The following is a 23,896-nucleotide window of genomic DNA, read 5'->3' as shown; positions in this document are numbered from 1 at the left end:
GTCGTTACGCGGTGCCGCCGGCGACCGTGAGGCCGCCGTCGACGGTGAGAACGCGCCCGGTGACCCAGGAGGCGTCCTGCGAGGCCAGGAAGGCCACGGCGGAGGCAACGTCCGACGGCTCGCCCAGGCGGCGCAGCGGGTAGTCGGCGGCGACCTCGGCCTCCTTGCCCTCGTACAGGGCTTCGGCGAACCGGGTCTTCACCACGGCGGGGGCCACCGCGTTGACGCGGATCTCCGGGCCGAGTTCGGCGGCCAGGGTCCGGGTCAGATGGGACACCGCCGCCTTGCTCACGCCGTAGAGGCCGACGCCGGGTGACGGGGTGTCGCCGGTGATGGAGGAGAGGTTCACGACAGCGCCGCCGCGCTCGGTGAAACCGAGCTTCGGGTGGGCCACGGCGTTTTGCACCCAGGCGAGGGTGGCCAGGACATTGACCTCCAGCACCTTGCGGGCGACGTCGAGTTCCAGGCCGACGACGGGACCGTAGGCAGGGTTGATGCCCGCGTTGTTCACGAGGACGTCGAGCCCGCCGAACTCGCGCGCGACGGTGTCCAGGACCTCGCGGCGGTGGTCGGGATCGTCCGCCCTGCCGGCGACGGTGATGACGCTGCCCGGGGGGAGGGAGGCCGCCGCCTCTTCGAGGGGACCGGCCTTGCGCGCGGTCAGGCACAAGCGCGCCCCTTCGGCGATGAGCCGTTCGGCGACGGCGAGACCGATGCCCCGGCTCGCTCCCGTCACGACGGCGGTGCGGCCCGAGAATCGGCCGGTGTGGTTCTTGCTCATGGATCAGTCCTTCGGGAGGCGCGCCGGCGCGGTGCCGTCCGTGTCGCGGAGTTCGGCGCGCCGGATCTTGCCGCTCTGGGTCTTGGGAAGGTCGGTGAGGAAATGGATCGTGCGGGGGCACTTGTAGGCCGCCAGCCGCTCGCGGGAGAAGGCGATCAGCTCCTCCGCGGATGCGGTCAGGTCCGCCTTGAGGGAGACGTAGGCGACGACGGTCTCGCCGCGGTACTCGTCCGGCCGGCCGACGACCGCGGCCTCCAGGACCGACGGATGCTCGTACAGCGCGTCCTCGACCTCGCGCGGCCAGACCTTGTACCCGGACACGTTGATCTGGTCCTTGAGCCGGTCCACCAGGTAGACCCAGCCCTCCTCGTCGATCACCGCGACGTCACCGGTACGCAGCCGGCCCTCCGGCATCGTCCGACGAGTGGCCTCGGGCTTGCCCCAGTACCCGGGCACCACCTGCGGCCCGCTCAACTCCAGCTCACCCTGCTCACCGGGGGGCACCGGGTCGCCGTGCAGGTCGACGACGCGGGCGGTGAGATGCGGCAGCGGCTTGCCGACGGACAGCGTCCCGCTCGGCAGATGCACCGGTGCCCGCTCACCCGGCGGCACGGCGATGACGGCGGACGTCGTCTCGGTCATCCCGTAGCCGTTGTGGAGGTAGACGCCGAACCGCTCCCGGAACCGCTCGACGGTCGCCAGCGGGATCGGCGCGCCCCCGGAGTAGAGGGCCTTCACCGACGCGAAGTGGCCCGGTCCGGCCTGCGGGAGCTGGAAGATCGCGTTGTACGCGGTGATGGAACCGATCGTGTAGGTCACCCCGTGCTCGGCGAACGCCTCCAGGACGACCTCGGGGTGGAAGCGGCCCGTGAAGACGAGCGTGGTGTCGGTGAGCAGGGAGATCGTCGCGTTGACCACGGCGCCGGTGATGTGGAACAGCGGGGCCATGGCGAACACGACGTCCCCGTCGTCCACGCCCATCCATGACGCGCAGGTCCCCACCACGCTCAGGACGTTGCCGTGGGTGTTCATGGCGCCCTTCGGCGGGCCCGTCGTCCCCGACGTGTACGTCAGGAACGCGACGTCGTCGCGGGTCGGCTCCACGCGCGAGGGACCGCGGCCCTCGAACTCGCCGATCAGGGCCACCAGGTCGCCGTCCGGCGCGGGGGCCAGGCGTTCCGTCGTCGCGAAGACCCGCGGATCGTTCTTCGACTGGTAGTCCAGCGCCGAGGTGCTGATCAGCCACCGCACCGAACTCCCCGCTAGGGTGCCGAGCGTCTCGTGGACATCCTCGTCCGCGCAGACGACGCCGACCGCCCCGGAGTCGTCGACGATCCGGCGGAGTTCCTGGCGCCGGTACATCGGATTGAGTCCCAGCGCCGTGGCCCCCAGCTTCCACAGGGCCAGCAGCACCAGCGCGTACTGCGGGACGTTCTGCAGGTACACCCCGACACGATCACCCCGGCCGGTTCCGCGGGCCTCGAACGCGGCGGCCAGGGCGTCCGACGCCGCGTCCACCTCCCGCGCGGACAGAGCGCCGTCGAAGAAGCGGAGCGCCGTGCCCTCCGGGTTCTTCGCCACGCGTGCCTTCCAGGCGACCACGAGCGAGCCGGGGCCTGCGTCCGGCCCCGTACGGGACCCGTCGGGAAACGAGTCCCGCCGCCGACCCTCGTCCACTGTCATCTGCCGTCCTTCCCACCCATGTCCATGCCTTGGCGCGCCGGTCACGTGAGCTCGCGCTTGAGGATCTTTCCGGTGGACGTCATCGGGAGGGTCTGCACGACCTCCACGATGCGCGGGTACTTGTAGGCGGCCATCTGCTCCTTGCCCCAGGCGACAAGCTCGTCGGGGCGGGCCTCGGCGCCGCGCTCGAGGATGACGAACGCCTTGATCTCCTCGCCGTGACTCTCGTGCGGCACGCCGACGACCGCGGCCAGGCTGATCGCCGGGTGTGTCATCAGGACCTCCTCGATCTCGCGTGGGTACACGTTGAAGCCACCGCGGATGATCAGGTCCTTCGCCCGGTCGATGATGTAGTAGAAGCCGTCCTTGTCCCTGCGGGCCAGGTCGCCGGTGCGGAACCAACCGTCCCGGATCGCTTCCGCGGTGGCCTCGGGGCGGCCGTGGTACCCCTTCATCACGTTGTGGCCCTTGACCGCGATCTCGCCGACGGCGCTGCCCGTGCCGTCGTCCTCGACCTCCGACCAGTCCGAGTCGACGAGTTTGACCTCGACGCCCCAGATCGGTACGCCGATCGACCCGGGACGGGGCTCCCGCGCCGGGTCGCTGAAGGTCACCACCGGCGAGGTCTCGGAGAGGCCGTAGCCCTCCAGGACCTGGACGCCCAGTCGCTCCCTGACCTGCTTGATGAGTTCCGCGGGGAGCGCGGCGCCGCCGGAGACTCCGACGCGCAGGTTCCTCGCGATCCTCTCGACGTCGACGTCCTCGGTGAGCGCCTGCAACAGGCCCCACCACATGGTGGGGACACCCGCGAAGACGGTGATGTCCTCCCGCTGCATCAGGGACACCGCCTGCCGGGCGTCGAACCGCGGCAGCAGCACCAGCGTGCTCGCCCTCGAGAAGCCGGCGTTCAACTGCACGGTCGCGCCGAAGGAGTGGAACAGCGGCAGCACGACCAGATGGGTGTCCAGCGCCGGCCGGTTCTCCAACAACTGGTTGACCGCGAGGGCGTTGAGCACCAGGTTGGCGTGGCTGAGTTCGGCGCCCTTCGCCTGCCCTGTCGTACCGCTCGTGTAGAGCAGCATGGCCGGGTCGTCCCCCGATGTCCCGATGCTGTCGAAGGTCGTCGCAGTCCCCCGCAGTGCGGCGCCCACGGTCTCGACGCCCTCGATCGGACTCTCCGCCGCGGGATCGGCGGTGATGAGGAAGAAGCGCTCGCAGCCCGGGGTCCCGGTGAACCCGGCGTATCCCTCCGCACCCATCGGCAGGCCCTCGCCGCCCTCGAAGCAGAAGTACGCCTTCGCCTCCGAGTCGGCGAGGTGGTAGGCGACCTCCCGGCCCTTGAGCAGGACGTTGAGCGGGACGACGACGGCGCCGGCCTTGAGGATCCCGTAGTAGACGATCGGGAACCAGGGCACGTTCGGACAACTGAGCGCGACCTTGTCGCCGGGCCAGATGCCGCGGTCGACCAGGAGGTTGGCGACCTGATTGGCGGCGGCGTCGATCTGGGCGTAGGTGAGACGCGTCGTGCCGAGGACGACCGCGTCCCGGTCCGGGTGCGTACGGGCGGAGTCCTCGAGCAGGACCGAGAGGTTCAGCATGGTGCCATTTCCGGAAAGGTGGACCGGGCCAGGCCGCGGAGGAACAGAACACGCGGCCTGGCTCGGAGCGGGTGGGGGTAACGCGTGACTCGACGCGGGTGTCACAACGTCCGCAGGAACCGGTCGAGGGCCTCGGCCGTCGCCTCGATGTCGGCGGTGGTGTGAGCCGTGCTGAGGAAGACCTTGCCGGACGGCATGAACAGGAAGCCCTGCCGCAGCATCCCTGCGAGGATCACCGCCCAGAGCCCGCTCGTTCCGTGAAGCCCCGTGGTGCCCCCGGCGGGGACGTACTGGAGGAGCGAGCCGACCCGGTTGAAGCTGCCGAAGTCGGGCGACGAACGGAGAACGGCGCCGACGAGGGCTTCGAACTCGGACGAGGTCCGTTCGAGTTGCTCGTAGACCGCGGGATCGGCCAGGACGCGCATCGTCGCCGCGACGGCCGCCAGTGCGATCGGGTTGGCGTTGAAGGTGCCGGCGTGAACGACTCCGGACGTCACCTGGTCGATCAGATCGGACCGGCCTACGACGGCGCTCTGGGTGAAGCCGCCGGCCATCGCCTTCCCAAAGACGGACAGGTCGGGAAGGACGCCGTACTTCTCGGCCGCCCCGCCCCGGGCGATCCGGAACCCGGCGATCACCTCGTCGAAGACGAGGACGACGCCGTGCCGGTCGCAGAGGGTCCACAGGGTCGACAGGAACCGCGGTGAGGGTGCTTCGACGCCCGCGTTGCTCATCACCGGATCGACGAGCACCGCCGCGATGTCGCGCTCGACGGCCTCGCCCAGCAGGCGCTCGGCCAGCCGTACGTCGTTGAAGCGCGCCACGACCAGGTCGTCGAGGACGCTGGCCGACTGTCCTGCCCCACCGGGGGTGGCGGGGCGGTCGCAGTCGTCCTCGGACATCCCGGCGTACACGGTGTCGTGCCAGCCGTGGTAGCTCTTGGCGAACTTGAGGACGCGGCGCCGCCCGGTGGCGGCGCGCGCGAGGCGCAGCGCCACCTGCACCGCCTCGGTCCCCGTGTTGCTCCACAGCAGCCGCTCGCCGTGCGGCACGGCCTCGAGGACCGCTTCCGCCGCGAGGTACTCCAGCGGATGGCCGGTGCCGACGACCTGCATCTTCGTCGCGACCTCGGACACCGCGGACAGCACACGCGGGTCACCGTGACCGAGGACGAGCGGCCCCCAGGCCATCACGTAGTCGACGTACCGGTCGCCGTCCAGGTCCCAGACGTGCGCGCCCCGGGCCTCGCGTATGAAGAGCGGATGGGGTGGCATCGCGGCGCGCAGGCCCGACCCCACGCCCCCGCCGACGCTGCGGCGGGCTCGCTCGAAGGCCGAGCGGGATGATTCCAGGGCCATAAGATCGCCCCTGCCTTTCAGTACGTGATCACCGAGCGGATGCCGATGCCGCGCTTCATCTGGTCGAACGCCTCGTTGACGTCCTGCAGACCGATCACGCTCGTCACCAGGGAGTCGAGATCGATGCGGTCGTTCATGTAGTGGTCGATCAGCAGCGGGAAGTCGGAAGCAGGCTTGCTGGAGCCGTAGTTCGAACCGATGAGCGAGAGCTCCTGATCGGACATCACGAAGGGGTCGATGGATATCCGCATGCCGTCCGCCACCTGCCCGGCCACCACCGCCGTGCCGCCCCGGGCCAGGACCTCGTAGGCCGCCTCGATGGTGCGGGGCAGCCCGATGGCCTCGATGGCGATCTCCACACCGCGCCCGTCGGTGAGCTGTCGCACCCGGTCCGCGAAGTCCTCGCGGCCGTTGTTGATCAGGTCGGTCGCGCCGAAGACGCGCGCTTGCTCCAACTTCTCGTCGGAGATGTCCGCGGCGATGATCTTCCGCGCGCCGGTGAGCCGGGCCCCCTGGATCGCGTTCAGGCCGACGCCGCCGCAGCCGAGGACCAGCACGGTGTCGCTCGGCCGCACGTTGGCGGTGTTGACGGCCGCGCCGACACCGGTCGTGACGGCGCATCCGACCAGAGCCGCCTGCGGGAACGGGGCGTCGTCCCGGACGGCGATCGCCCCCGACTCGGGCACGAGGGCGTACTCGCCGAACGCTCCGAGGCCCGCGAAGCTGAGCACGTCGTCCCCGCCGGCGGACGTGATCCTGGACCGGCCGTCGAACGACAGGTGGTTCGCCGAGTGCTGGCTGACCATGTCACAGAGGACGGGCCTGCCGCTGATGCAGTAGCGGCAGCGGCGACACGAGGGCGTCCAGGACAGCACGACGTGGTCGCCCTTCTTGAGCGTCGTGACGCCCTCGCCGACGCTCTCGACGATCCCAGCTCCCTCATGGCCGAGGATCATCGGCGTAGGAACCTCCCATTCGCCCAGGAGGACGTGGAGGTCGCTGTGGCACACCCCGCCCGCCCGGAGCCGCACGAGCACCTCGCCGGGCGGAGGCGTCGAGGGGATCGTCACCCGCTCGATGGTCAGAGGTTCGTTCGGCGTCCTGAAGACGGCGGCGTCGAACTCGATCGTCATGAAGGTCTTCCTTCCGTGTTGGGGGCGGTCACGTCCGAGCGGTGCGGATGAGCTTCTTGTTGGCGAACTCGTCGATTCCCGCCCGTCCCAGCTCGCGGCCGAAGCCGGACAACTTGACGCCGCCGAAGGGGAGTTCCGCGCCTTCGAGGCCGACGCCGTTGATGAAGGCCATGCCAGCGTCGATCCTGTCGGCGACGCGCAGCGCCTGCTCGGCGTCCGTCGTGAACACGTAGGAGCCAAGGCCGTACGGGGTGTCGTTGGCCAGCTCGACGGCCTCGTCCTCGGAGGCGACCCGGTAGACGGTCGCGACGGGACCGAAGAGCTCCTCGGCAGCCGACGGCGACGCCGGGGAGAGGCCCGTCAGCACGCCGGGCGGGAAGTACGCCCCCTCGCGCTGCCGTGCGGAGACGAAGGTCGCCCCCTCGTCGACGGCTTGCCCGACCTGTTCCTCGACGTACTCGGCGGCGGCGACCGAGGAGAGCGGCGCCAGTCCGTCGGTTAGCGCGAGCACCTTCTCGGTGAACGTGGCGAGGAAGGCGTCGTAGACGTCATCGGCGACGATGAAGCGCTTCCCGGCGTTGCACGCCTGCCCGGCGTTCTCGAACCGCGCCTCGACCGCCGCCTGGACCGTGGCGTCGAGGTCGTCGGTCGACAGCACGATGAACGGGTCCGAGCCGCCCAGTTCGAGCACCACCTTCTTGAGGCTGCGTCCGGCCTGCTCGGCGACCTCCGCGCCGGCCCGCTCCGAACCGGTGAAGGAGACGCCCTGCACGCGGGGGTCCGCGATGGCGCGACCGATCTGCTCGCGGGTGGCGTGGACGTTGACGTAGCAGCCCTGGGGGAAGCCCGCGTCCGTGAACAGTTGCTGGAGAGCCGCGGACGACTCCGGACACTGCGACGCGTGCTTGAGCACGATGGTGTTGCCCAGTGCGAGGTTGGGCGCGGCGAACCGGGCCACCTGGTAGTACGGGTAGTTCCAGGGCATGATCCCGAGCAGCACGCCGACCGGCTGGCGGCGGACGAAGGCGGTTCCCTCTCCCTCCAGGAGCTCGATCGGCTCGTCGGTGAGGAACTTCTCCGCGTACTCGGCGTAGTACCGGTAGATCGAGGCGCTGAACTCGACCTCCCCGACGGCCTCGTCCACGGGCTTGCCCATCTCCCGGTGGATGATCTCGGCGAGCTGCCGGCGGCGCTCCTCGTGCAGGGTGGCGACAGTGTTCAACAGTTGGGCGCGCTGTTCCACGGAGGTCTGCCTCGACCAGTGCGCGTAGGCGTTCGCCGCCGCGTCGAGCGCCCCGTCGACGACCTCGTCCGTCGCGGTGGGGTACTCCTTGACCAACTTGCCGCTGGCGGGATCCACCACCGCGTACACGTGCCGCTTCGCCATACTGACTCCTTCGTCGTGATTCGGGTTCATGCGGGGGCCCCGGCCGTGCGGGCCGGGTACGGGTCCAGAGCCGCGTCGCGGTCGTGCAGCGCGCGGTAGGCGCGGAAGTAGACGAATCCCTGGGTGCCCCAGGTCGCCAGCGCGGCGGTGTAGAAGATCGTGCGGTTCGCGTCGTCGAACGTCAGGGGGAAGAAGTCGTACGTGATCGCGATGGTGGTCCCGGCGGCCGTGACCAGTCCGGCCCAGACCGCGGACCACCTCGCGCTCGCGCTCCAGAGCCGTTTGACGAAGTAGCAGAGGAACGCGGCCGTGAGCAGGTTGACGACGACGTAGAACACGGAGACCCAGAACGCACCACGGTCGGTGTCGAGATCCGCGCCGTGGAAGGGGCGGAGGAACAGGGCGGCCACGATCGCGACCCCGAACACGGCGACGTCGACGCTGCGGCTCGGCTTGTAGCGATGGGTGACCTTCATCAGGCCCAGGGCCAGGATGAGCGTGATGCCGACCGACCTGGAGAACGCGTCGAAGAAGTACGCCAGGTCGTACAGCACGCTGTCGCTCTTGGCCCCGAGCAGCGACCAGAGCAGGAAGTTGGTGCCTGACGTAGCGACGACCATCCATTCGAGGCCCAAGAGGTAGTTGCCGTAGCGGCGGATGAATTTCCAGCCGTAGAAGTAACCGGCGAAGATCATCCATAGGTCGGCCAGCAGGAACAGCGTCTCCTTCATCGGGACGCCCCCTCTCGGACGTCGCGGGTCAGCAGGGTGAGGACGCTCTCGGCGGTGCGCTGGCCCGTCAGAACCGCGCCGTTCATGGTTCCGGCCCATTCGCCGGCGGTTTCGGAGCCCGCCCAGTGGACGCGCCCGTCGGGCTCGCTCAGCGCCTTGCCGAAGCTCGTGGTCGCGTAAGGAGCGACGGCGGGGTTGGGGCCGCCCGGGGCGAAGGGCTCCGCTCCCCAGCAGTGGTCCACGTAGTCGATCGGGGCGAGCGCCTGCGGACCGTAGAGGTCGGCGAGCTGCCGGACCACCCGGTCGCGCCGTGTCTCGGGGCTGAAGCCGTCGAAGACGCGCGGATCGCAGAAGGCCATCAGGACGCCCGGTCCGCCGGGGGCGGGGGACACGTCGAAGGTGATGAACACGGTCCCGGTGTCGGTCACCGCCTCACCGGAACAGCCCTCCGCCCTCCAGAACGGCCTCTCGTAGGCCACGAACGCCTTGCTCAGCACGCCCATGTGCCAGGTCCGCGTGAGCCCTTCGCCCTGCTCGGACAGAGCGGGCTCGAAGGCGATGGCGGCGCGGTGCGCCGGCGAGGCGGTGACGATGGCGTAGCGGGCGCGGATTTCGCCGGAGTCGGTGCGGACGGTGACGCCGTCGTCGTCCTGTGCGATGCGGCGCACCGGTGTCTCCAGGCGCACGCGGTCGCCGAGCCGCTCCGCCACCCGCTTGGCGATCTCCTGGGTGGTCTCGACGATCCGGTCCTGCTGCTGGCCGCCCTCGACGTCCAGCATGTGGTCGAGTCCGCCCGCCGAACGGATGTAGCGCAGTGCGTGCAGCAGGGAGACGTCTCCCGGGGTGCAGCCCCACTGCACCTTGCTGATGACGGTCATCAGCGCGCGGGTGCCGGGCAGCGCGTTCTTCCGGTCGAGCCACTCACCGAACGAGAGGGTGTCGAGTCGGCCGGCCCCGGGCGTCTCCCACGCGGCGTCCACGTCGACGGTCGCGACCAGCTTGTTCACCGCCGCTTGCATGCGGGCCATGTCCACCAGGGCCGCGGGGGAGACCTTGGGAATGGTGCCGCTGTAGGTGCGGCGCCGGCCTGCCATCCACAGCACGTTGCGGCCCTGGGCGAACTGGTCGGTGGTGGTACACCCCACCCGGCTCGCGAGGTCCCGGACGGCGGTGTGGCGCCGGGCCACCCAGGTCGCTCCGAGGTCGACCTTCACACCGGCCACCTCGCCGGAGAGCGAGCGGCCTCCGACCCGGTCGCGGCCTTCCACGACCAGGACGGACCGCCCCGTGCTCACCAGTCGCTCCGCCGCGCTCAGACCGGCGAAACCGGCACCGACGACCACGACGTCGACCGTGGTGCTCGCGGAGCGGGGCTCACGAGATCCGGACATGGCTGCCTCCTTCACCCACGCGGTTCGCGTGCTGCGCGATGTAGGTCGTGATGGGGTCGACGAGGGACTCGGGGAGGTGATGGCCCATGCCGGGGATGACCACGTGCTGGGCCGAGCGGATCGCCCGTGCCGTCGCGGCGCCGCCGCTCGGGCTCACCAGCGGGTCACGGTCGCCGTGGATGACCAGCGTCGGGGCGGTGATCCGGCTCAGCTGGGCCGTCCGGTCCCCGGAGCGCTGGATGGCCTGGATCTGGCGCGCCGTGCCGGCCGCCGGGTCGCCGGCGCTGCGGTCCCAGCCGCGCGCCGCGATGGCCGCCTCGGCCGCGTCGTCGATGGGATGTTCCGTTCCCGCGATGTGACGGGTGAGCCTCAGATGAGCACGGACCGCCGCGGTCCTGTTCCTCGCCGGCGGGGCGGCGAGGAGCCGGATCGTCGACAGGGCCGGCTGACCGACCTTGCGCGCCCCGGTCGTGGAATAGAGGGAGGCCAGCGACAGCACCCGCTCGGGCGCCATGGCCGCGATCGTCTGCGCGATCATCCCTCCCATCGACCGCCCGACCAGGTGCACCCGCGCGATCCCGAGATGGTCGAGTACGCCGACGGCGTCCTGCCCCATGTCGGCCAGCGTGTACGCGTCGCCGCGCGGACGCGCGGCGATCTGACGCCAGAGCCCGGGAGGGGGCGAGGCGACGAACGTCGACTGGCCGACGTCACGGTTGTCGATCGCGACGACCCGGAAACCGCGGGCGACGAGGGAGCCGACGAACGAGTCGGTCCAGAAGGTGAGGTCTTCGCCCAGTCCCGCGATGAGCAGCATCGCGGGGGCGTCCTTGTCGCCGTGGTCCCGGAAGCAGATCGTCATCCCGGACGGCAGGGTCGCGTACTGTTCGCCGCCCTCGGCGGCGCTCGTCTCAGACACGGGTGCCTCGCCTCCCGCCGGGTGCCGGCGCGGCTGCCCGGCGGGCGCCGAACCGGAGGTTCTCGTCGGACACCGGGCCGCGCAGCGCCCTGGCGTCCTCGGGGTAGGACATCGCCATCCGCCAGGGCTTCTCGGGCCCCTGCTTGGGCAGGAACTTCTCGCCGCGCTTGGCGTATCCGGCCTGAAGGTCCATGACGGGCCTGCGGTTCGTTCCCGGCGGTGCGACCGGAACCACCGTGTCGTATCCGCGGGCGTCCATGTGCCTGACCAGGTCGATGAAGTAACGGCACATCAGGCTCACCTTGAGCGTCCAGGACGAGGTGGTGTAGCCGATCGCCATCGCCCAGTTCGGCATCCCGCTCAGCAGCATGCCGCGGTAACAGAGCGCGTCCGCGATGTCGACCTGGTGCCCGTCGACCACGATGGGCATGCCGTCGAAGAGCCGAAGGGTCAGCCCCGTCGCGGTGACGATGATGTCGGCTTCCAGCTCCTCACCCGACGCAAGGACGATGCCGCGCTTGCTGAACCTCGCCACCGCGTCGGTGACGACGGAAGCCCTTCCTTGCTTGATCGCGTCGAAGAAGTCGCCGTTCGGCGCCACGCACACCCGCTGATCCCACGGGTCGTAGGGCGGGTTGAAGTGCTTGTCGACGTCGAACCCCTTGGGAAGGCGCTTGACGTTCTCGCGCCGGATGAAAGCCCGTCCTGCCTTGGGGAAGGTCCGCAGGCCCTTCACAACGGCGTGTTCGGTCCAGATGTTCTTGAACCGCGTCACGGCATACCCGCGCTCTTCCCCGAGCAGCTTCGTGAGCGCCAGGGCGACCTTGTCGACGCGGGGGAGCGCCATGACGTAGGTGGGGGTGCGCTGCAGCATCGTCACGTGCCGGGCGGCGCCCGCCCCGGTGGTCATGGCCGGCACCAAAGTGATCGCGGTCGCGCCGCTGCCGATGACGACGACCTTCTTGTCGCTGTAGTCGAGTCCCTCGGGCCAGTGCTGCGGATGGACGATCTGGCCCTCGAAGTCCTCCCGTCCCTGGAACTCCGGGGAGAACCCCTCGTCGTACCGGTAGTAGCCGGTGGCGGCGAAGACCCACCCCGCGTGGATCGTCCTGGTCCGGGTCGCTCCTGTGGCGGAGTCTGACGTCTGGACGATGAGGGTCCACCGTGAGTCCGCCGTGGACCACTCCGCGCGGACGACCCGGTGGCCGAGCCTGAGGAAGCGCTCCAGACCGTTCTCCTCGACGGTCTCGTGGAGGTACTCCTTGATGAGGGGAGCGTCGGCGATCGCGGCTTCGTGGCGCCAGGGCTTGAACGCGTATCCGAACGTGTGGAGGTCGGAGTCCGAGCGGATGCCGGGATAGCGGAACAGGTCCCACGTGCCTCCGATGTCGTCGCGCGCTTCCAGTACGGCGAGCGACTTGTCGGGCAGCTCCCGGCTGAAATAGGTGGCCGCGCCGATCCCGGAGATCCCGGCTCCGATGATCACCACGTCGAATTCCTCGACGGCGTCCAACACCTCAGCTGTCATGGCGTTTCCTCGCTGTTCCTGTGGCGGTTGCCTCACTGTCGCCAGCCAGGACCGCCTGCGAGAACGACAGCGGGCACCTCCTTCGCCGGGGCTCGGTGCACGATGCACAGGCGGACCGGGCCGCTGCGCCCATACGGTGTCCGACGTTCGGGCGGAGGCCCCGGTGGAGCCAGGGGCCCGACCCTTCCGGGAGTGCGGTCGGAGACGGCGTCCAGCAGCGTCTTGCTGGCGCACCATTGCGGGAGCGAGACCGAGGGGGTCGAGGTTTGCCCCCACCGTTTAGTGGTACTAAACAGCGGGGTCGAGGTCGTGTGCAGAGGTCGAACCCGCTTTCGTCACGGCCTCGCCGCGTAGCGGGGCCCACAGGCGTATCGAGCCGCAGAAGGATCGCCGCCGTTACTCCCCCGATCGCGGCCGAGCGGAAGCGGCCGGCGACCCGGAACCCGCACGGGGCCACGTCTTCTCGGGCGGGAGGAGTCACCTCCCGCCGCTCCGGCCCAGCCACCGCGAGGGACCCGCACCCGTTCGTTCGCAATGCGCACCGCTCCACGCACTCCTTCACCCACCCATGACGAGCCGGTACCGGCCCGTGAGCCGAAAGGTGATCGCGATGACCGACCTCTCCAAGACAGGGCACGCCGAAGCACCCGGCGGTGAAGCGGGATCGGGCAACCCGCTCCACCGTGGGCTCGGCGTGTCGCAGATCGTGTTCATGGTCGTCGCCGCGGCGGCACCGCTCGGCCTTGTGGCCGGCGGGGTGCCGCTCGCCTTCGCCGTGAGCGGCAGCCCGGGGATGCCGCTGTACTTCGTGCTGTCCACCGTGCTGCTGCTGGTCTTCGCGGTCGGCTTCACGCTGATGGCCGGACGGGTACGCGACGCGGGGGCCTTCTACGCCTACGTCCAGGCGGGGCTGGGCCGGATCCCCGGTCTCTCGGCAGCGACCCTCGCGCTCTTCTCCTACACGCTGCTTCTCGTCGGGGTGAACGCCTACGTCGGTGTCGCGACGAGCAACGTCATCGAGCGGTACGCCGACGTCGGCTCCCCGTCGTGGGCCTGGGCGCTCGTCTCGCTCGGCGTCATCGCCTTCCTCGGCTACCGCGACATCGAACTGAGCGCCAAGGTGCTCGGTGCCGTGCTGGTGCTGGAATCCCTGCTGCTCCTGGTCCTGGACCTCGGCATCGTGGGCCGCGGGGGCGCCCACGGCCTGACGGCCGAGCCGTTGTCGCCCTCGATCGTGGGGACCGGTTCCCTGGGGCTCGGCGTCATGTTCGCCCTCTTCGGGTTCATCGGCTTCGAGGCGACGGCCGTGTTCCGCAACGAGGCGAAGGACCCCGACGTCACGGTCCCGCGGGCGACATACGTCGCGATCCTGGTGATCGGAGCCTTCTACTCGTTCACCGTATGGGCGATCGTGGTGGGGGCCGACGTCGACTCGGTGGTCGGAGCCGCGCAGGCCGACCCCGAGGGCCTGGTCCTCACGCTGACGCGGAGCTACGTGGGGTCAGTCTGGGCCGACGCCACGCAACTCCTGCTGATCACAAGCCAGTTCGCTTGCGTACTGGCCTTCCACAACGTCGTGACGCGCTACCAGTTCGCGCTGTCCCGGGCCGGCGCGCTTCCGGCGTCGCTGAGCGTCGTCCACCCTCGGCACCGCGCACCGTCGGCGTCCTCGGCCGTTGCCTCGGCGGTCGCGTTCGTCACCACGCTCGTCGTCGCCTCGCTCGGCCTCGACCCGATCGGGGACCTCTACGCCTGGTTCTCCGGCGCCGCCACGCTCGGCATCGTCCTGCTGATGGCGGCCACCAGCCTCGCCGTCATCGGCTTCTTCCGGCGCGCCGACGGGCGGCCGTCGGTGTGGCGGACGGTCGTGGCCCCGGGCGTCGCCTTCCTCGGCCTGGCCTGTGTGGTCTGCCTGATGGTCGCCAACTTCGCGCTCCTCGTCGGCACCACCACGGGCGCCTGGGTGATCGGCGGCCTCGTCGCCCTCTCGGCCGTGGCCGGCGCGGTGCAGGCCCTCGTCCTGCGAGCGCGCCGACCGGCTGTCTACGAGCGACTCTGAGGGACGTGCCGGTCGGCTCATGAGCCGCAAGGGCGAGGCCGGTCTGTGCACCGTGCACCGCCCTCGGAGGAAGCCGGTGCCCGGTGTCGTTCTCACCCCGGCCGTGGCCTGTGACAGTGGGGTACCAGGCAACCGCCACCGGCGGAGTCCGGTTTCGCCGAGCACTGTGTCGTGGGCGGGCCGACCGAGGCGCCCGAGGGAGTGACGTTGAAGAATCGGACTGTCGTGGTGGGGCTCGGTGCCACTGGCCGGGCCATCGCCTCTTCCTTGCTGCGACGCGCGGACGTGGAGATCGTGGGAGCGGCGGACCGGGACCCCCGCGTGGTCGGTCAAGACCTCGGAGTGCTCCTCGGCGGCGTCGCGAACGGTGTCGTCGTCGTGAGCGACCCGGCCGAGCTGCCCGCCGCCGCCCTCGCGATCGTGGCGACCGTCTCGGATCTGCGCAGGGCGGCCGACGTCCTGCTGCCGCTGCTGGAACGTTCGTACAACGTCCTGAGCATCTGCGAGGAACTGGCCCATCCATGGCGGAGCCACCCCGATCTGGCCCGGCGGCTCGACGACACGGCGAAGCCGCACGGCGTGACCGTCCTGGGCAGCGGGGCGAACCCGGGCGTCCTGATGGACACCCTTCCCCTCCTCCTGACCGCACTGACCCAGCGTGTGGAGAGCGTGCGGATCCGCCGGCGGACGAACATGTCACGCTACGGCGCGATCCTGTCGAAGTTCGGCCTCGGTCTGACCATGCGCGAGTTCGCGACGGCTCGCGGCCGGGGCGAGGTCGTCGGGCACCACGGCTTCGAGCAGGCCATCGGGGCGCTCGCGGCCGGGCTCGGATGGGATCTCGACTCGGTGTACGTGGGAGAGGTCGAACCCGCTGTCGTGACGACTTCGCCGCGCGTCGGGGACCACATGCGCATCGAACCGGGGCAGATCGCGGCGGTCACTCACGCCGCCCGGGGCGTGCTCAAGGGCGAGGTGGTGATCGATCTGGAGATCACGTTCGGGTTCTTCGAGCCGGCCGACGAGTTGGCCGCGGGCGACGACTACCGGATCGTCGGAGAGGAGCAGGTCGTCGACCTCCGTTCCTCCGTGGGCTTCGATTCCTTCCTCAGTACCGTCGCGGCGGCGGTCAACGCCTCCACCGCGGTCGTCGAGGCGCGTCCCGGTCTCCTGTCGATGGGGGACCTGCCCGCCGTTCGGTCGCGGCCAAGGGAGAGCGGCGAGCGGGCCGGGCCTCACTCGGGGCCACGACTTCTCAGGACTGAGAGAGCACGAAGTGGGGCGGACGCCCCACCGGGAAGGAGATCGGGACAACATGAGGACCGACAGTACGAAGTACACCAGCTTCACCGGCTGGATCGACCCGCCGGACGACGTGCAGCCCGCGCTGGACGGTGATGTCACCTGCGACATCGCCGTCATCGGCGGCGGGATGGGTGGCATGGCGGCCGCCCTGCGCCTCGCGGAGCGCGACCAGGATGTGGTCCTGCTGGAGGCCGAGTTCTGCGGCTACGGCTCGGCCTCGCGCAACGGCGGTCAGATCGCCGGGGCGCCGGGTGGCGACCTGCGGATGCTCAGCCTCCAGTCCCCGAAGAAGATGCCGGTCATGGCCAAACTGGCGGAGCACGCGGGCCGCTATGTGGAAGACCTCATCAAGAGGCACGACATCGACTGCGACTACGTGGCCAACGGCCTGGTGTGGGGTGCGGTCTCACCTCTCATGATGCTCAGGGTGCGTACCCAGGCGGCGATCCTGCGCGCCTTCGGTGGGGGCGGGACCGTCGGCAGCAGAGAGGAGCTCGGCCTCCCCGCCGGCTTCGTGGGCGGGATGAGGGAATCCATCGGGGGGATGCTGAACCCGGGCAAGCTCGCCCGTGGTGTGCGTCGCGCACTGCTCGACTCCTCGGCCAAGGTCTTCGAGCGGACGCGGGTGAGAGATGTCCGGCGCACAGGCGGCATCGTCGAGATCACGACACCGCGCGGCACCGTTCGGGCCAACAAGGTGCTGCTCGCGACCAGCGTCTACGGCGGCGAGTGGGACATCACGCCCAAGAACCTCGCGACGCCGCTGTACGTCATCGAGATCGAGTCGGAACCCATCGCGCCGGAGAGGCTCGCCGCGCTCAACTGGACCAGTCGGTCCGGCATCATCACCCAGCACCAGTTGATGACCCACTACCGGCTCACCGAGCGCAACACCATCGTCTGCGGGGTCCGCAAAGCGCAGCGAGGCCAGACCTATCCGCTCCCGGACCGGGTTCCGGACCCCTATGTCGTGCGGGACATGGGGAAGGACCTGGCCAACCGGTTCCCGTCGCTGTCCGACGTGGCCATCGAGCGGGCCTGGGGCGGTTGGATCGGCATCAGCCCGGACTGGCTGGCGGTCGCCGGGCAGGTGGGTGACAACGTCTTCTACGCGATGGCCTGCAACGGCCACGGCCTCTGCCAGGTGCCGTACGTGACCCATCAGCTCGCCGACTACATCGTCGACGGCGAGATGCCGGAGGACCTCGCCGGCATCTGGTCGGACGCCTCGAAGTACTCGCCGTCGATGTCGCTGCTGTTGCAGCCGTTCGTCCTCCGAGCCGTCTGGGGGCTGGACCGGTTCAACGACTTCTTCAACGGCAGCAGGACACGGGCCCGGCGGGCGCTCCGCCGTGGCAGGCGCGGGGGTTCCTGAGGGTTCGGGCAAGACCGCCGGGTTCTGCGAAACAGCCGCCGCCCTGGCATCACTCCTGATGCGGGCCCGGCATGCGACGACAGGATCTAGGCGGGCCCTCGCGCGGCGCGCCGTAGGGGAGGCGACAGGACCCAGAGGACCTCGCTCACCGTCGTACCCGGATTGTCGAACTGGTGAAGCGTCTGGCCGGAGAACGACGTGGACGCCCCTTCCGACAGCATCCGGGTCTCGCCCCCGACGATCAGACGGGTCGAACCGCTCAACCCCATCGTGAAGACCGTGGCGGTGTCGAGCCGATAGGGCCCTCCGGTACCCCCGCCCGGCTCGATCACGGAGCGGAAGACCTGGAACGCCGTGGTGTCAGCGGGCGTGAGCAGGTACTCGGCCACGCCCTCACCGCCCATGTCGATCCGGCTTCCGCCGTCCACGACGTGCTCGTCGGGGTACGCGAACAGCTCCCCGACCCCGATCCGCAGCACCTCGCAGACGCGCAGCAGCGTCGGGACGGACACGCTGGTGAGCCCACGCTCCCACTGGCTCAGAAAGCCCTTGGTGACCTCTGCCCGGTGGGCGACCTCCGTCAACGACAACCCGCGGTCGAGCCTGATCTTCCGCAGCCGCGCACCCGTGGACGCTTCGAGGGCGGCGGCGCCCCTCTCCGCTCCGCCTGCTGTCCCGCCGTCACCGATGGACATGGTGTGCTCACCGTCCGTCCCGAGGCCGAGGTCGTGCGCCCGTCAGGTGACGGGCCGACCCGGACGAGTCCTCTCCGTGACATGAGGCTAAGGCATGCGTGTCAGGGGCATTCGGTGCGCCCCTGCGGAGGGTGCGACGGCGTCGAACCACTTGTGGCGCCAGTGAGGGCGTGGTACACCTGCCGCCGTTTAGTGGTAGCAAACAGCAGTCGAGGGTCCGCGCCTGTGTCGGCGGTCAGGTCGGACGAGCCCCTCGCCTGTCCGGGACACGGCATGTCGGGAGCGTCGGCTCCCCGAGAGCAGAGGGACACTGAGAACATGGAAGAGCTGTGGCCCCCGCCCTCGCGTGAGGTCGCCGATGCGATCAGGTCCCTGTGTCAGCGCCTGCTGACGCAAACGGACGCCCTGATCGACGCCTTCGCAAGGCCCTCTCTCGTGGCCCAGAACGATCCCGCACTCCTCGCGGACGCATCGCTGGTCGAGGAGGATCGCGCGCTCAACCGCTCCGAGGTGGTCCAATGGCTAACCGCAAACGTTCAGCAACCGGGGCGGAGGGTAGAGCCCTACGTCAGTCCGAGGACCACGGCGTACATCAACGACCTCGTCTCCCGGGGCATCGCGCCCGACTTCGCCGGTGCCTGGCGCGTGGCCTTGGGGATCGGCTGGCGGCGATGGCTGGAGGAATGCGTGGCGGACTGCGCGGACCCCGATCTTCTCGTGGGGGCCCTGGACGTGACGGCGCAGTCGCTGGTGCAGTACGCCCTCGACTCCGTCGCGGCCCTGCGGCAAGCCGGCCTCGCCGCGGCGATGGGGAACACGGATGCCGAGGGGATCGCACTGATCCAGCTCATCGCCAGTGGCGCGCCGATGGCGGAGGACCTTGCCGAAGGACGCCTGCGCTACCGGATGGCGCGGTGGCACGTGGGCCTCGTCCTCTGGGTCGACGATCCCCAGGAGGCCGACGCCCTGGACGAGGCGATCGCCGCCGTGCGCTGCTCCGCCGGAGGTCGAAGCGCCCTGGTGGCGCGCGCCAGCGCCACGTCGCGGTGGATCTGGCTCTCGGGGGAAGCCGTCCCGGACCTTCACCACGTGGAGAAGGACCTCGCGGCGACCGACGCGGTCCGCGCGGCGGTGGGAAGGCCGGGGCGCGGTCTCGAAGGATTCCGCTCCAGCCACCAGGACGCCCTCGCGGCGCAGGCGCTCGTGATCCGGCTGGGTTCCGACCGGCGGTTCACCGCCTACGCCGACGTCGAGCTGATCGACGCGCTCACGAAGGACCGGCCCGGCGCGCGTCGGTTCGTCATCAACACCCTCGGGCCGTTGGCCGAAGCCGACACAGCCCTGCGACAGGCACTGCTCACCTACGTGCAGTGCGGCTTCAGTACGACCCGGGCGGCCGCCAACCTCTACGCGCACCGCAACACCGTCGAACGGCGCGTCTCACGCGCCAACGAGCTCTCGGCCGTCAAGGTGGAGGACAACCCGACCCATGTGGCGGCGGCGCTCCTGGTGCTGGACATCGCCCCTGACATCGTGACGGTCATTCCGAGCTGAGCTCACACCACGCATCCGCGGTGCTCGAGCTTCCTTGCTCAGGGAAGAGCCCGGAAGGGCGAGACGGGGAAAGGCGGGCAGAACCGCGCGGGCGCCCGGACGGTGCCTGGACGGCCTGGCCTTCGCCAGTGGCATTCCTTCCGGAACGTCTGCGATCGACGGCGAGGGCGGCGGTGACACCGCCGCCCAGAGGCCGACGTCGCACGTCGGCATGCGGGCGCAGAGCGCCCCGGTGCCCTCCGCGCGTGCGTCAGGGGTCGCACGTAGCGCCCACGATGCACGTAATGCACATTGGCCTTGAGTCCGTTTTGCGTCTCGCGCGCCTCTGACCTGCGGTTCTCTTTAACCTGTTTTGGCTCTACATGTTTGGCGATGACGCATCATGTGGAGTGTGTCGCCATCCTCGAACCGGCCGCGAAGGGCTCCTGACCTGCGGTTTTGCCCGTGCTCATTATGTGCGGTGTGGGCGTTACGGGTGATATCTTGACGCTGAAATGACGCTCATTTGACGCTCGTTCTGATGGGTTGTCAGGTGCTGGTGATGACTGGTCAGGGTTCGGTGGCCATGCCGGTGTGGCCGGGGCCCTGGAGGGTGTGACGCTGAGCGGCCTTGCTGATCCGCTTGCGCCGAACAGCAGCAGGTTCTTCGTCTGCTGGTAGTACAACAGCTGCACCCAGGCTGACCTGGGAAAACGATGCTTTGTAAGCCTTTCGCTCGGGGGCTGGTCCGGTAATGGCCCGGATCTTGGTAGCTCCTGGCATGGGCGGCAGGGGTCGGTCAATAGTGGGAAGTCGTGGGAGCGATCGGGAGCAGGGGGGCGCTCCCGTGGGCAGCCCGTGCAATCGACTACGGCCGGTGATCGTCGCAGAGCCATCCGGCGGGATAGAAACGAGCGGGTGCTCCGCATGGCCGTACCCCAGCCCCGCACTTGCCCCGGTAGGCGATCGGTGGCGTCCCCGGCACCGCAGGCGGCCTTGTGCTCGGGGCGGGCTCTACTGCGCGGGGTGCCGGGATGTAGGGGAGCGGCGCAGTCTCGTGGTTCGGCGCAGCCGGCGGCCGGACGCGGCACGTCGGGTCGCCGTCCTCCATAGGACGCCGGACCTGACGTGGCCGCGACGCGACGGCGGGCGGTTCGCCCGATGTCGCGTCGAGGTACGCAGTGTGATCGGTAGTGAGGGTCCAGAACTCAAACGCAGTCCGCTTCACTTTGACGATTGCTCGTACGTAAAGTCCGGAGGCGGCATCTCGGATGAAATCGTCGAAGGGGCGTTCCGCAGGTCGCGTGGTCGGATGCCAGCCTCCGCATTTCCCTGTCCGTTTCTTTGGACACGGCCCCGGGAACCGCTCGTCGCACTTGCCGAGTTCGATGCGCCGGATACCACCGCGGAACGGGATGGGGGAGTCGCGCTTCATGATCAGTTCCAGGGGAACGCGGTCGGTACGCAGCCACGGCACCGTCGTGTCCCGCGCCATGTTCTGGCTGTCCGTCTGCCATGCGTCGAGCACGCCAGCCCGTCGGGCCGCCACGTCCCGTGCTTGAATCTCACGCGGGTTGCGCGGGGACAGTTGCGACTCGAACCCGAGTAGTACACCGTCCGCACTGCGGATCAGGACGTCATTGCGGACTGTGCGGTCCTTGCTCGATTGTTCCTGGACGGCACTGTGACCGCCTTCCTCTGCTGCCCGGACCGCCCGGTCTTTGTACGCCTTGTGTTCGTCAGACTCTCCACCGCTGTAGTGCCGGTCCTCGGCGTCGCTTCGCATGTGGGCAGCGACGACTTTGCCCAGCCGTCGGTACACCGACATTGGCTCGATGAAGCCCCATTTTTCGCATACCTCCGCGCACGTGAGGCCGCGGCGTGCTAAGGGCAATCGGCGGTCATTGAGCAGCTGTTCGAGCAGTGCGGTACCGCCGGCCACGCCGAGGTCCGGTTTCGTCAAATCCAGTCGTTGGTCGAATCCTGCCAGTCGCACGTACCGGTTGGGCATTCTGACCTCCGCTCGCCACGCGGCCCCGATGGACGCCGCTTCGATCGTGACAGGGACCACTGAAAACCGCACGAGCTTCAGTAGTCTCTGGGCTGCTGCTGGCTGGCCCTGCGCAAGGGCGAGAGTCGCGTGCGGTGCGAACCGGGGGCGCGGGACCGTGTCAAGTCAGTCGAAGTACCTGACACGTCCCGCGTCGGCGTTGCGCTCTCACGTGAGGGCGAGAGCGCAACGCCGCACTTCTCGTCACGCCAGTTCGGGTACGCCTTGATGGGACTGGTGGGGAATCTCCATGATCTCGGCCTGCGGCGGTGCCGACCGGAAGAAGGCCTCAAAGATGAGATCGAACTCGCACGCGGCCGAATCGCGGAAGACCGGCAGTCCTCGGATCGAGTCTGCGCTGGTGTAGCGCTCACAGAACCCTCGGGCCCGGTCGTTCTTGTTGTTCGACTCATTCTTCTCAAGGTCGGGGTAGTACGCCTCGATCGCTCCCCGCTCCCACACATAGATGTCCTCTAGCCGGAGTTTCTGCAGCAGCTCCGACTTCATCTTCTCCAGCTCCGGATCCTTGGCCTCGGCCAGGATCCGGCGTGCTGCCCCAGACATGGAACGAGCGAAGAACGCGTTGACCGCGGCGTTCAACTCCGCGAAAGTGCACAGGCCCTGGGAATGCTCATCGTTCTTGAGCCGTGCCTGCTCCCACAGCATGCGTGCACTGCCACTTCTGCTGATGCCTTTCAGGGTGCTGCTGGAAGGCTCAGCATCCTCGGCTGCCACGAGTTCGTGCACCTTGGAGACGACCCTGTCCCTCAGCTTCCGGCAGGCTTCGCTGGCGCCCAGCTTGTCGAAGCCGTCAAGGAGAGCATCGAGATCGGCGACGACCGCGACCCGCATCTCGAAGCGCTGAAAGAAGCTGCGGTACCGCTCGATACTGCCCTTACCCTCGACCTTGGCGATGGCGGCACCGCGTTTGTCGAAGTCCCACTGCGGATTGAGCGTGCGGGCGATGTGCGCGATGAGAGTGCGATCACTCGGCCCCTCGACAAGGAGCACAGAACTGGCGAAGAAAGCTGCTTCGTTGTTCTCGTGCGTGATGATCTCGAACTGGTCCCGGGCGTCCATCTCGGACAGGTCGACCACACACGTCCTGCTGGCCGGCGGATCCAACGAGTGGTCCTTCACGACCTTCACGAACGTCCTGGTCGCCCCCGGGGCGCAGAAGGCCGACGCGTGTGTGCTGACGAGGACATCGTTGTAGTCGGAGAAAATGGTCAAGGCTTCGAACAGTTTGCGCTGGGCCTGCGGGTGCAGAAACACTTCGGGCTCCTCAAAGAGGAGCAGGCAGGGCTGCTGTGAGCTGTTGGCTCGCTTGGGCCGTGCAGTTTTGAGGTCCACATAGGCCCGCAGGATGGCGAACGCCACGGATCGGCGCAGGCCGTCGCCCTTAGTATTGAACGGGCCGCTGATCCCGTCGTTCACGGAGATCTGAGCCTCGTCCAGCAGGCTGCGCAACCTGGGCGGTGGAATCTCCAGGCGTACCTGCGCGCGAGGAAAGGACTCCTGCAGATTCCTCTGGATCAGCGACTCGATCTCCTGCACTTCCTGCAGCCGCTCATCCGATGCCTCGCCGTCGTCCTTGATGACCACGTTGAGCTGGGTGCGCAGCTGGCTGAAGGAAGCCTCCAACTGCGGGAGCTGATGCTCGATGTCCTCGAAGAGGATGGACAACAACTGCCCGAACGTCGCGGTCTTGCTGGTCTTCAGATCGTCGTTGAGTTCTTTCACCGCGGGGATGTAGATCGGCTCGGGCAGGAGAGCGGACACCGACTTGTCCATGCCGGTCGGCAACGGCTCGTCGCCGGTCGTGAGGTCCTCATCCTGCAAAGCCGCGACGGTCTTCTCCCAGGCCCTCCTAACTGCCGCGCGCGTGATCTTCCCCGAGATGGTGGCGGAGATCTCGGGGAAGAGGTGCCTCACTCCCTCTGCGACTTCCTCGTCGGAAATCCCGGGCTTGATGACTCCACTGAGCGCACTGCGGTGGTAACGCGGGTCGCTGGGAACCTTTTTGACCAGAAACGTGGTGCCCCTGCCTGGCGCGTTGTAGGTCCGAGCGAGAGTGAGACGCCCGCCAACGATCTCCGGCCCTATCCGATCCCGATGATTCTCTTGGAGGCGTTGCAGGTCGGAGTCACCGATCTCCCCGAATGTCCCCTGGATTCGGATGGCGCGCCCGGGGTGCAGGAAGTCCGTTGCCACGGCGGCGCCAGAGCCCAAGAACATGTTGAGGGCCTGGAACACCGACGACTTGCCCGCGTTGTTCTCGCCGATCAGGCAGCCGAAGCGGGAGAAGGGTATATCTACTTGGCGGAGGCCGCGGAAGTTGTCGATTTTGATGTGTTCGAGACGCATGGT

At 68.9% G+C, this 23,896-nt stretch carries 17 protein-coding genes; 4 read left to right on the top strand and 13 right to left on the bottom strand.

Annotation, left to right across the window (positions count from 1 at the left end):
• Positions 1 to 4 precede the first annotated feature (4 nt).
• The 10 genes from ACZ6CV_RS35045 to ACZ6CV_RS35000 form a co-directional block, all read right to left on the bottom strand.
• The gene (locus ACZ6CV_RS35045; protein WP_469255661.1) at positions 5 to 781 is read right to left on the bottom strand and encodes an SDR family oxidoreductase; all 777 of its coding nucleotides are present in this window, start codon (positions 779 to 781) and stop codon (positions 5 to 7) included.
• Positions 782 to 784: 3 nt separating this feature from the next.
• Positions 785 to 2,464 carry a class I adenylate-forming enzyme family protein gene (locus ACZ6CV_RS35040; RefSeq protein ID WP_469255659.1) on the bottom strand — a complete coding sequence of 560 codons (1,680 nt, stop codon included), beginning with the start codon at positions 2,462 to 2,464 and terminating at the stop codon, positions 785 to 787.
• 41 nt (positions 2,465 to 2,505) lie between these two features.
• Positions 2,506 to 4,062 (bottom strand): long-chain-fatty-acid--CoA ligase, encoded by a 1,557-nt coding sequence (locus ACZ6CV_RS35035; RefSeq protein WP_469255657.1) that lies wholly within the window; start codon positions 4,060 to 4,062, stop codon positions 2,506 to 2,508.
• Positions 4,063 to 4,163: 101 nt separating this feature from the next.
• A complete protein-coding gene (locus ACZ6CV_RS35030; protein ID WP_469255655.1) occupies positions 4,164 to 5,420 on the bottom strand; it encodes an aspartate aminotransferase family protein in 1,257 nt (418 codons plus the stop codon).
• Positions 5,421 to 5,437: 17 nt separating this feature from the next.
• The gene (locus tag ACZ6CV_RS35025) at positions 5,438 to 6,553 is read right to left on the bottom strand and encodes a Zn-dependent alcohol dehydrogenase (RefSeq protein WP_469255653.1); all 1,116 of its coding nucleotides are present in this window, start codon (positions 6,551 to 6,553) and stop codon (positions 5,438 to 5,440) included.
• A gap of 28 nt (positions 6,554 to 6,581) precedes the next feature.
• Positions 6,582 to 7,940, bottom strand: a complete 1,359-nt coding sequence (locus tag ACZ6CV_RS35020; protein WP_469255652.1) for an NAD-dependent succinate-semialdehyde dehydrogenase — start codon at positions 7,938 to 7,940, stop codon at positions 6,582 to 6,584.
• Between the two features lie 26 nt (positions 7,941 to 7,966).
• Positions 7,967 to 8,671: a transporter gene (locus ACZ6CV_RS35015; RefSeq protein ID WP_469255650.1), complete on the bottom strand. Its 705-nt coding sequence runs from the start codon at positions 8,669 to 8,671 to the stop codon at positions 7,967 to 7,969.
• Entirely contained in the window at positions 8,668 to 10,062 is a 1,395-nt protein-coding gene (locus tag ACZ6CV_RS35010; RefSeq protein ID WP_469255648.1) for a flavin monoamine oxidase family protein, read from the bottom strand. The genes ACZ6CV_RS35015 and ACZ6CV_RS35010 overlap by 4 nt, the downstream gene beginning before the upstream one ends.
• Positions 10,046 to 10,981 carry an alpha/beta fold hydrolase gene (locus tag ACZ6CV_RS35005; protein ID WP_469255646.1) on the bottom strand — a complete coding sequence of 312 codons (936 nt, stop codon included), beginning with the start codon at positions 10,979 to 10,981 and terminating at the stop codon, positions 10,046 to 10,048. Before ACZ6CV_RS35005 ends, ACZ6CV_RS35010 begins: the two co-directional genes overlap by 17 nt.
• Positions 10,974 to 12,509, bottom strand: a complete 1,536-nt coding sequence (locus tag ACZ6CV_RS35000; protein WP_469255645.1) for a flavin-containing monooxygenase — start codon at positions 12,507 to 12,509, stop codon at positions 10,974 to 10,976. Before ACZ6CV_RS35000 ends, ACZ6CV_RS35005 begins: the two co-directional genes overlap by 8 nt.
• Before the next feature lie 610 nt (positions 12,510 to 13,119).
• Here ACZ6CV_RS35000 and ACZ6CV_RS34995 point away from each other — a divergent pair.
• The 3 genes from ACZ6CV_RS34995 to ACZ6CV_RS34985 all read left to right on the top strand — a co-directional run bounded on the left by ACZ6CV_RS34995 (position 13,120) and on the right by ACZ6CV_RS34985 (position 17,248).
• On the top strand, positions 13,120 to 14,568 hold the full coding sequence (locus tag ACZ6CV_RS34995) for an APC family permease (protein WP_469255643.1): 1,449 nt from the start codon (positions 13,120 to 13,122) through the stop codon (positions 14,566 to 14,568).
• 207 nt (positions 14,569 to 14,775) lie between these two features.
• Positions 14,776 to 15,966: a dihydrodipicolinate reductase gene (locus tag ACZ6CV_RS34990; RefSeq protein WP_469255641.1), complete on the top strand. Its 1,191-nt coding sequence runs from the start codon at positions 14,776 to 14,778 to the stop codon at positions 15,964 to 15,966.
• On the top strand, positions 15,884 to 17,248 hold the full coding sequence (locus tag ACZ6CV_RS34985; RefSeq protein ID WP_469255639.1) for an NAD(P)/FAD-dependent oxidoreductase: 1,365 nt from the start codon (positions 15,884 to 15,886) through the stop codon (positions 17,246 to 17,248). Before ACZ6CV_RS34990 ends, ACZ6CV_RS34985 begins: the two co-directional genes overlap by 83 nt.
• Positions 17,249 to 17,334: 86 nt before the next feature.
• Here ACZ6CV_RS34985 and ACZ6CV_RS34980 read toward each other — a convergent pair whose 3' ends face one another.
• Positions 17,335 to 17,943: a helix-turn-helix domain-containing protein gene (locus tag ACZ6CV_RS34980; protein ID WP_469255637.1), complete on the bottom strand. Its 609-nt coding sequence runs from the start codon at positions 17,941 to 17,943 to the stop codon at positions 17,335 to 17,337.
• Positions 17,944 to 18,261: 318 nt separating this feature from the next.
• Between ACZ6CV_RS34980 and ACZ6CV_RS34975 the strand changes: the two genes are divergently transcribed.
• On the top strand, positions 18,262 to 19,497 hold the full coding sequence (locus ACZ6CV_RS34975) for a PucR family transcriptional regulator (RefSeq protein ID WP_469255635.1): 1,236 nt from the start codon (positions 18,262 to 18,264) through the stop codon (positions 19,495 to 19,497).
• Positions 19,498 to 20,344: 847 nt separating this feature from the next.
• Here ACZ6CV_RS34975 and ACZ6CV_RS34970 read toward each other — a convergent pair.
• Positions 20,345 to 21,487, bottom strand: coding sequence for a competence protein CoiA family protein (locus ACZ6CV_RS34970; protein WP_469255633.1), 1,143 nt, complete (start codon positions 21,485 to 21,487; stop codon positions 20,345 to 20,347).
• A gap of 243 nt (positions 21,488 to 21,730) precedes the next feature.
• Complete coding sequence (locus ACZ6CV_RS34965; protein ID WP_469255631.1) at positions 21,731 to 23,893, bottom strand: ATP-dependent nuclease; 2,163 nt, start codon at positions 23,891 to 23,893, stop codon at positions 21,731 to 21,733.
• Positions 23,894 to 23,896: the final 3 nt, after the last annotated feature.

The organism is Streptomyces sp. NPDC041713, assembly GCF_055591085.1.
Note: the sequence above shows the minus strand (reverse complement) of the source record. Positions and strands in the feature narration are given on the sequence as shown.

Coding starts and splice junctions, on each gene's coding strand:
- ACZ6CV_RS35045 (WP_469255661.1), bottom strand. CDS start 781: ATGAGCAAGAACCACACCGGCCGATTCTCGGGCCGCACCGCCGTCGTG.
- ACZ6CV_RS35040 (WP_469255659.1), bottom strand. CDS start 2,464: ATGACAGTGGACGAGGGTCGGCGGCGGGACTCGTTTCCCGACGGGTCC.
- ACZ6CV_RS35035 (WP_469255657.1), bottom strand. CDS start 4,062: ATGCTGAACCTCTCGGTCCTGCTCGAGGACTCCGCCCGTACGCACCCG.
- ACZ6CV_RS35030 (WP_469255655.1), bottom strand. CDS start 5,420: ATGGCCCTGGAATCATCCCGCTCGGCCTTCGAGCGAGCCCGCCGCAGC.
- ACZ6CV_RS35025 (WP_469255653.1), bottom strand. CDS start 6,553: ATGACGATCGAGTTCGACGCCGCCGTCTTCAGGACGCCGAACGAACCT.
- ACZ6CV_RS35020 (WP_469255652.1), bottom strand. CDS start 7,940: ATGGCGAAGCGGCACGTGTACGCGGTGGTGGATCCCGCCAGCGGCAAG.
- ACZ6CV_RS35015 (WP_469255650.1), bottom strand. CDS start 8,671: ATGAAGGAGACGCTGTTCCTGCTGGCCGACCTATGGATGATCTTCGCC.
- ACZ6CV_RS35010 (WP_469255648.1), bottom strand. CDS start 10,062: ATGTCCGGATCTCGTGAGCCCCGCTCCGCGAGCACCACGGTCGACGTC.
- ACZ6CV_RS35000 (WP_469255645.1), bottom strand. CDS start 12,509: ATGACAGCTGAGGTGTTGGACGCCGTCGAGGAATTCGACGTGGTGATC.
- ACZ6CV_RS34995 (WP_469255643.1), top strand. CDS start 13,120: ATGACCGACCTCTCCAAGACAGGGCACGCCGAAGCACCCGGCGGTGAA.
- ACZ6CV_RS34985 (WP_469255639.1), top strand. CDS start 15,884: ATGAGGACCGACAGTACGAAGTACACCAGCTTCACCGGCTGGATCGAC.
- ACZ6CV_RS34980 (WP_469255637.1), bottom strand. CDS start 17,943: ATGTCCATCGGTGACGGCGGGACAGCAGGCGGAGCGGAGAGGGGCGCC.
- ACZ6CV_RS34975 (WP_469255635.1), top strand. CDS start 18,262: ATGGAAGAGCTGTGGCCCCCGCCCTCGCGTGAGGTCGCCGATGCGATC.
- ACZ6CV_RS34970 (WP_469255633.1), bottom strand. CDS start 21,487: ATGCCCAACCGGTACGTGCGACTGGCAGGATTCGACCAACGACTGGAT.
- ACZ6CV_RS34965 (WP_469255631.1), bottom strand. CDS start 23,893: ATGCGTCTCGAACACATCAAAATCGACAACTTCCGCGGCCTCCGCCAA.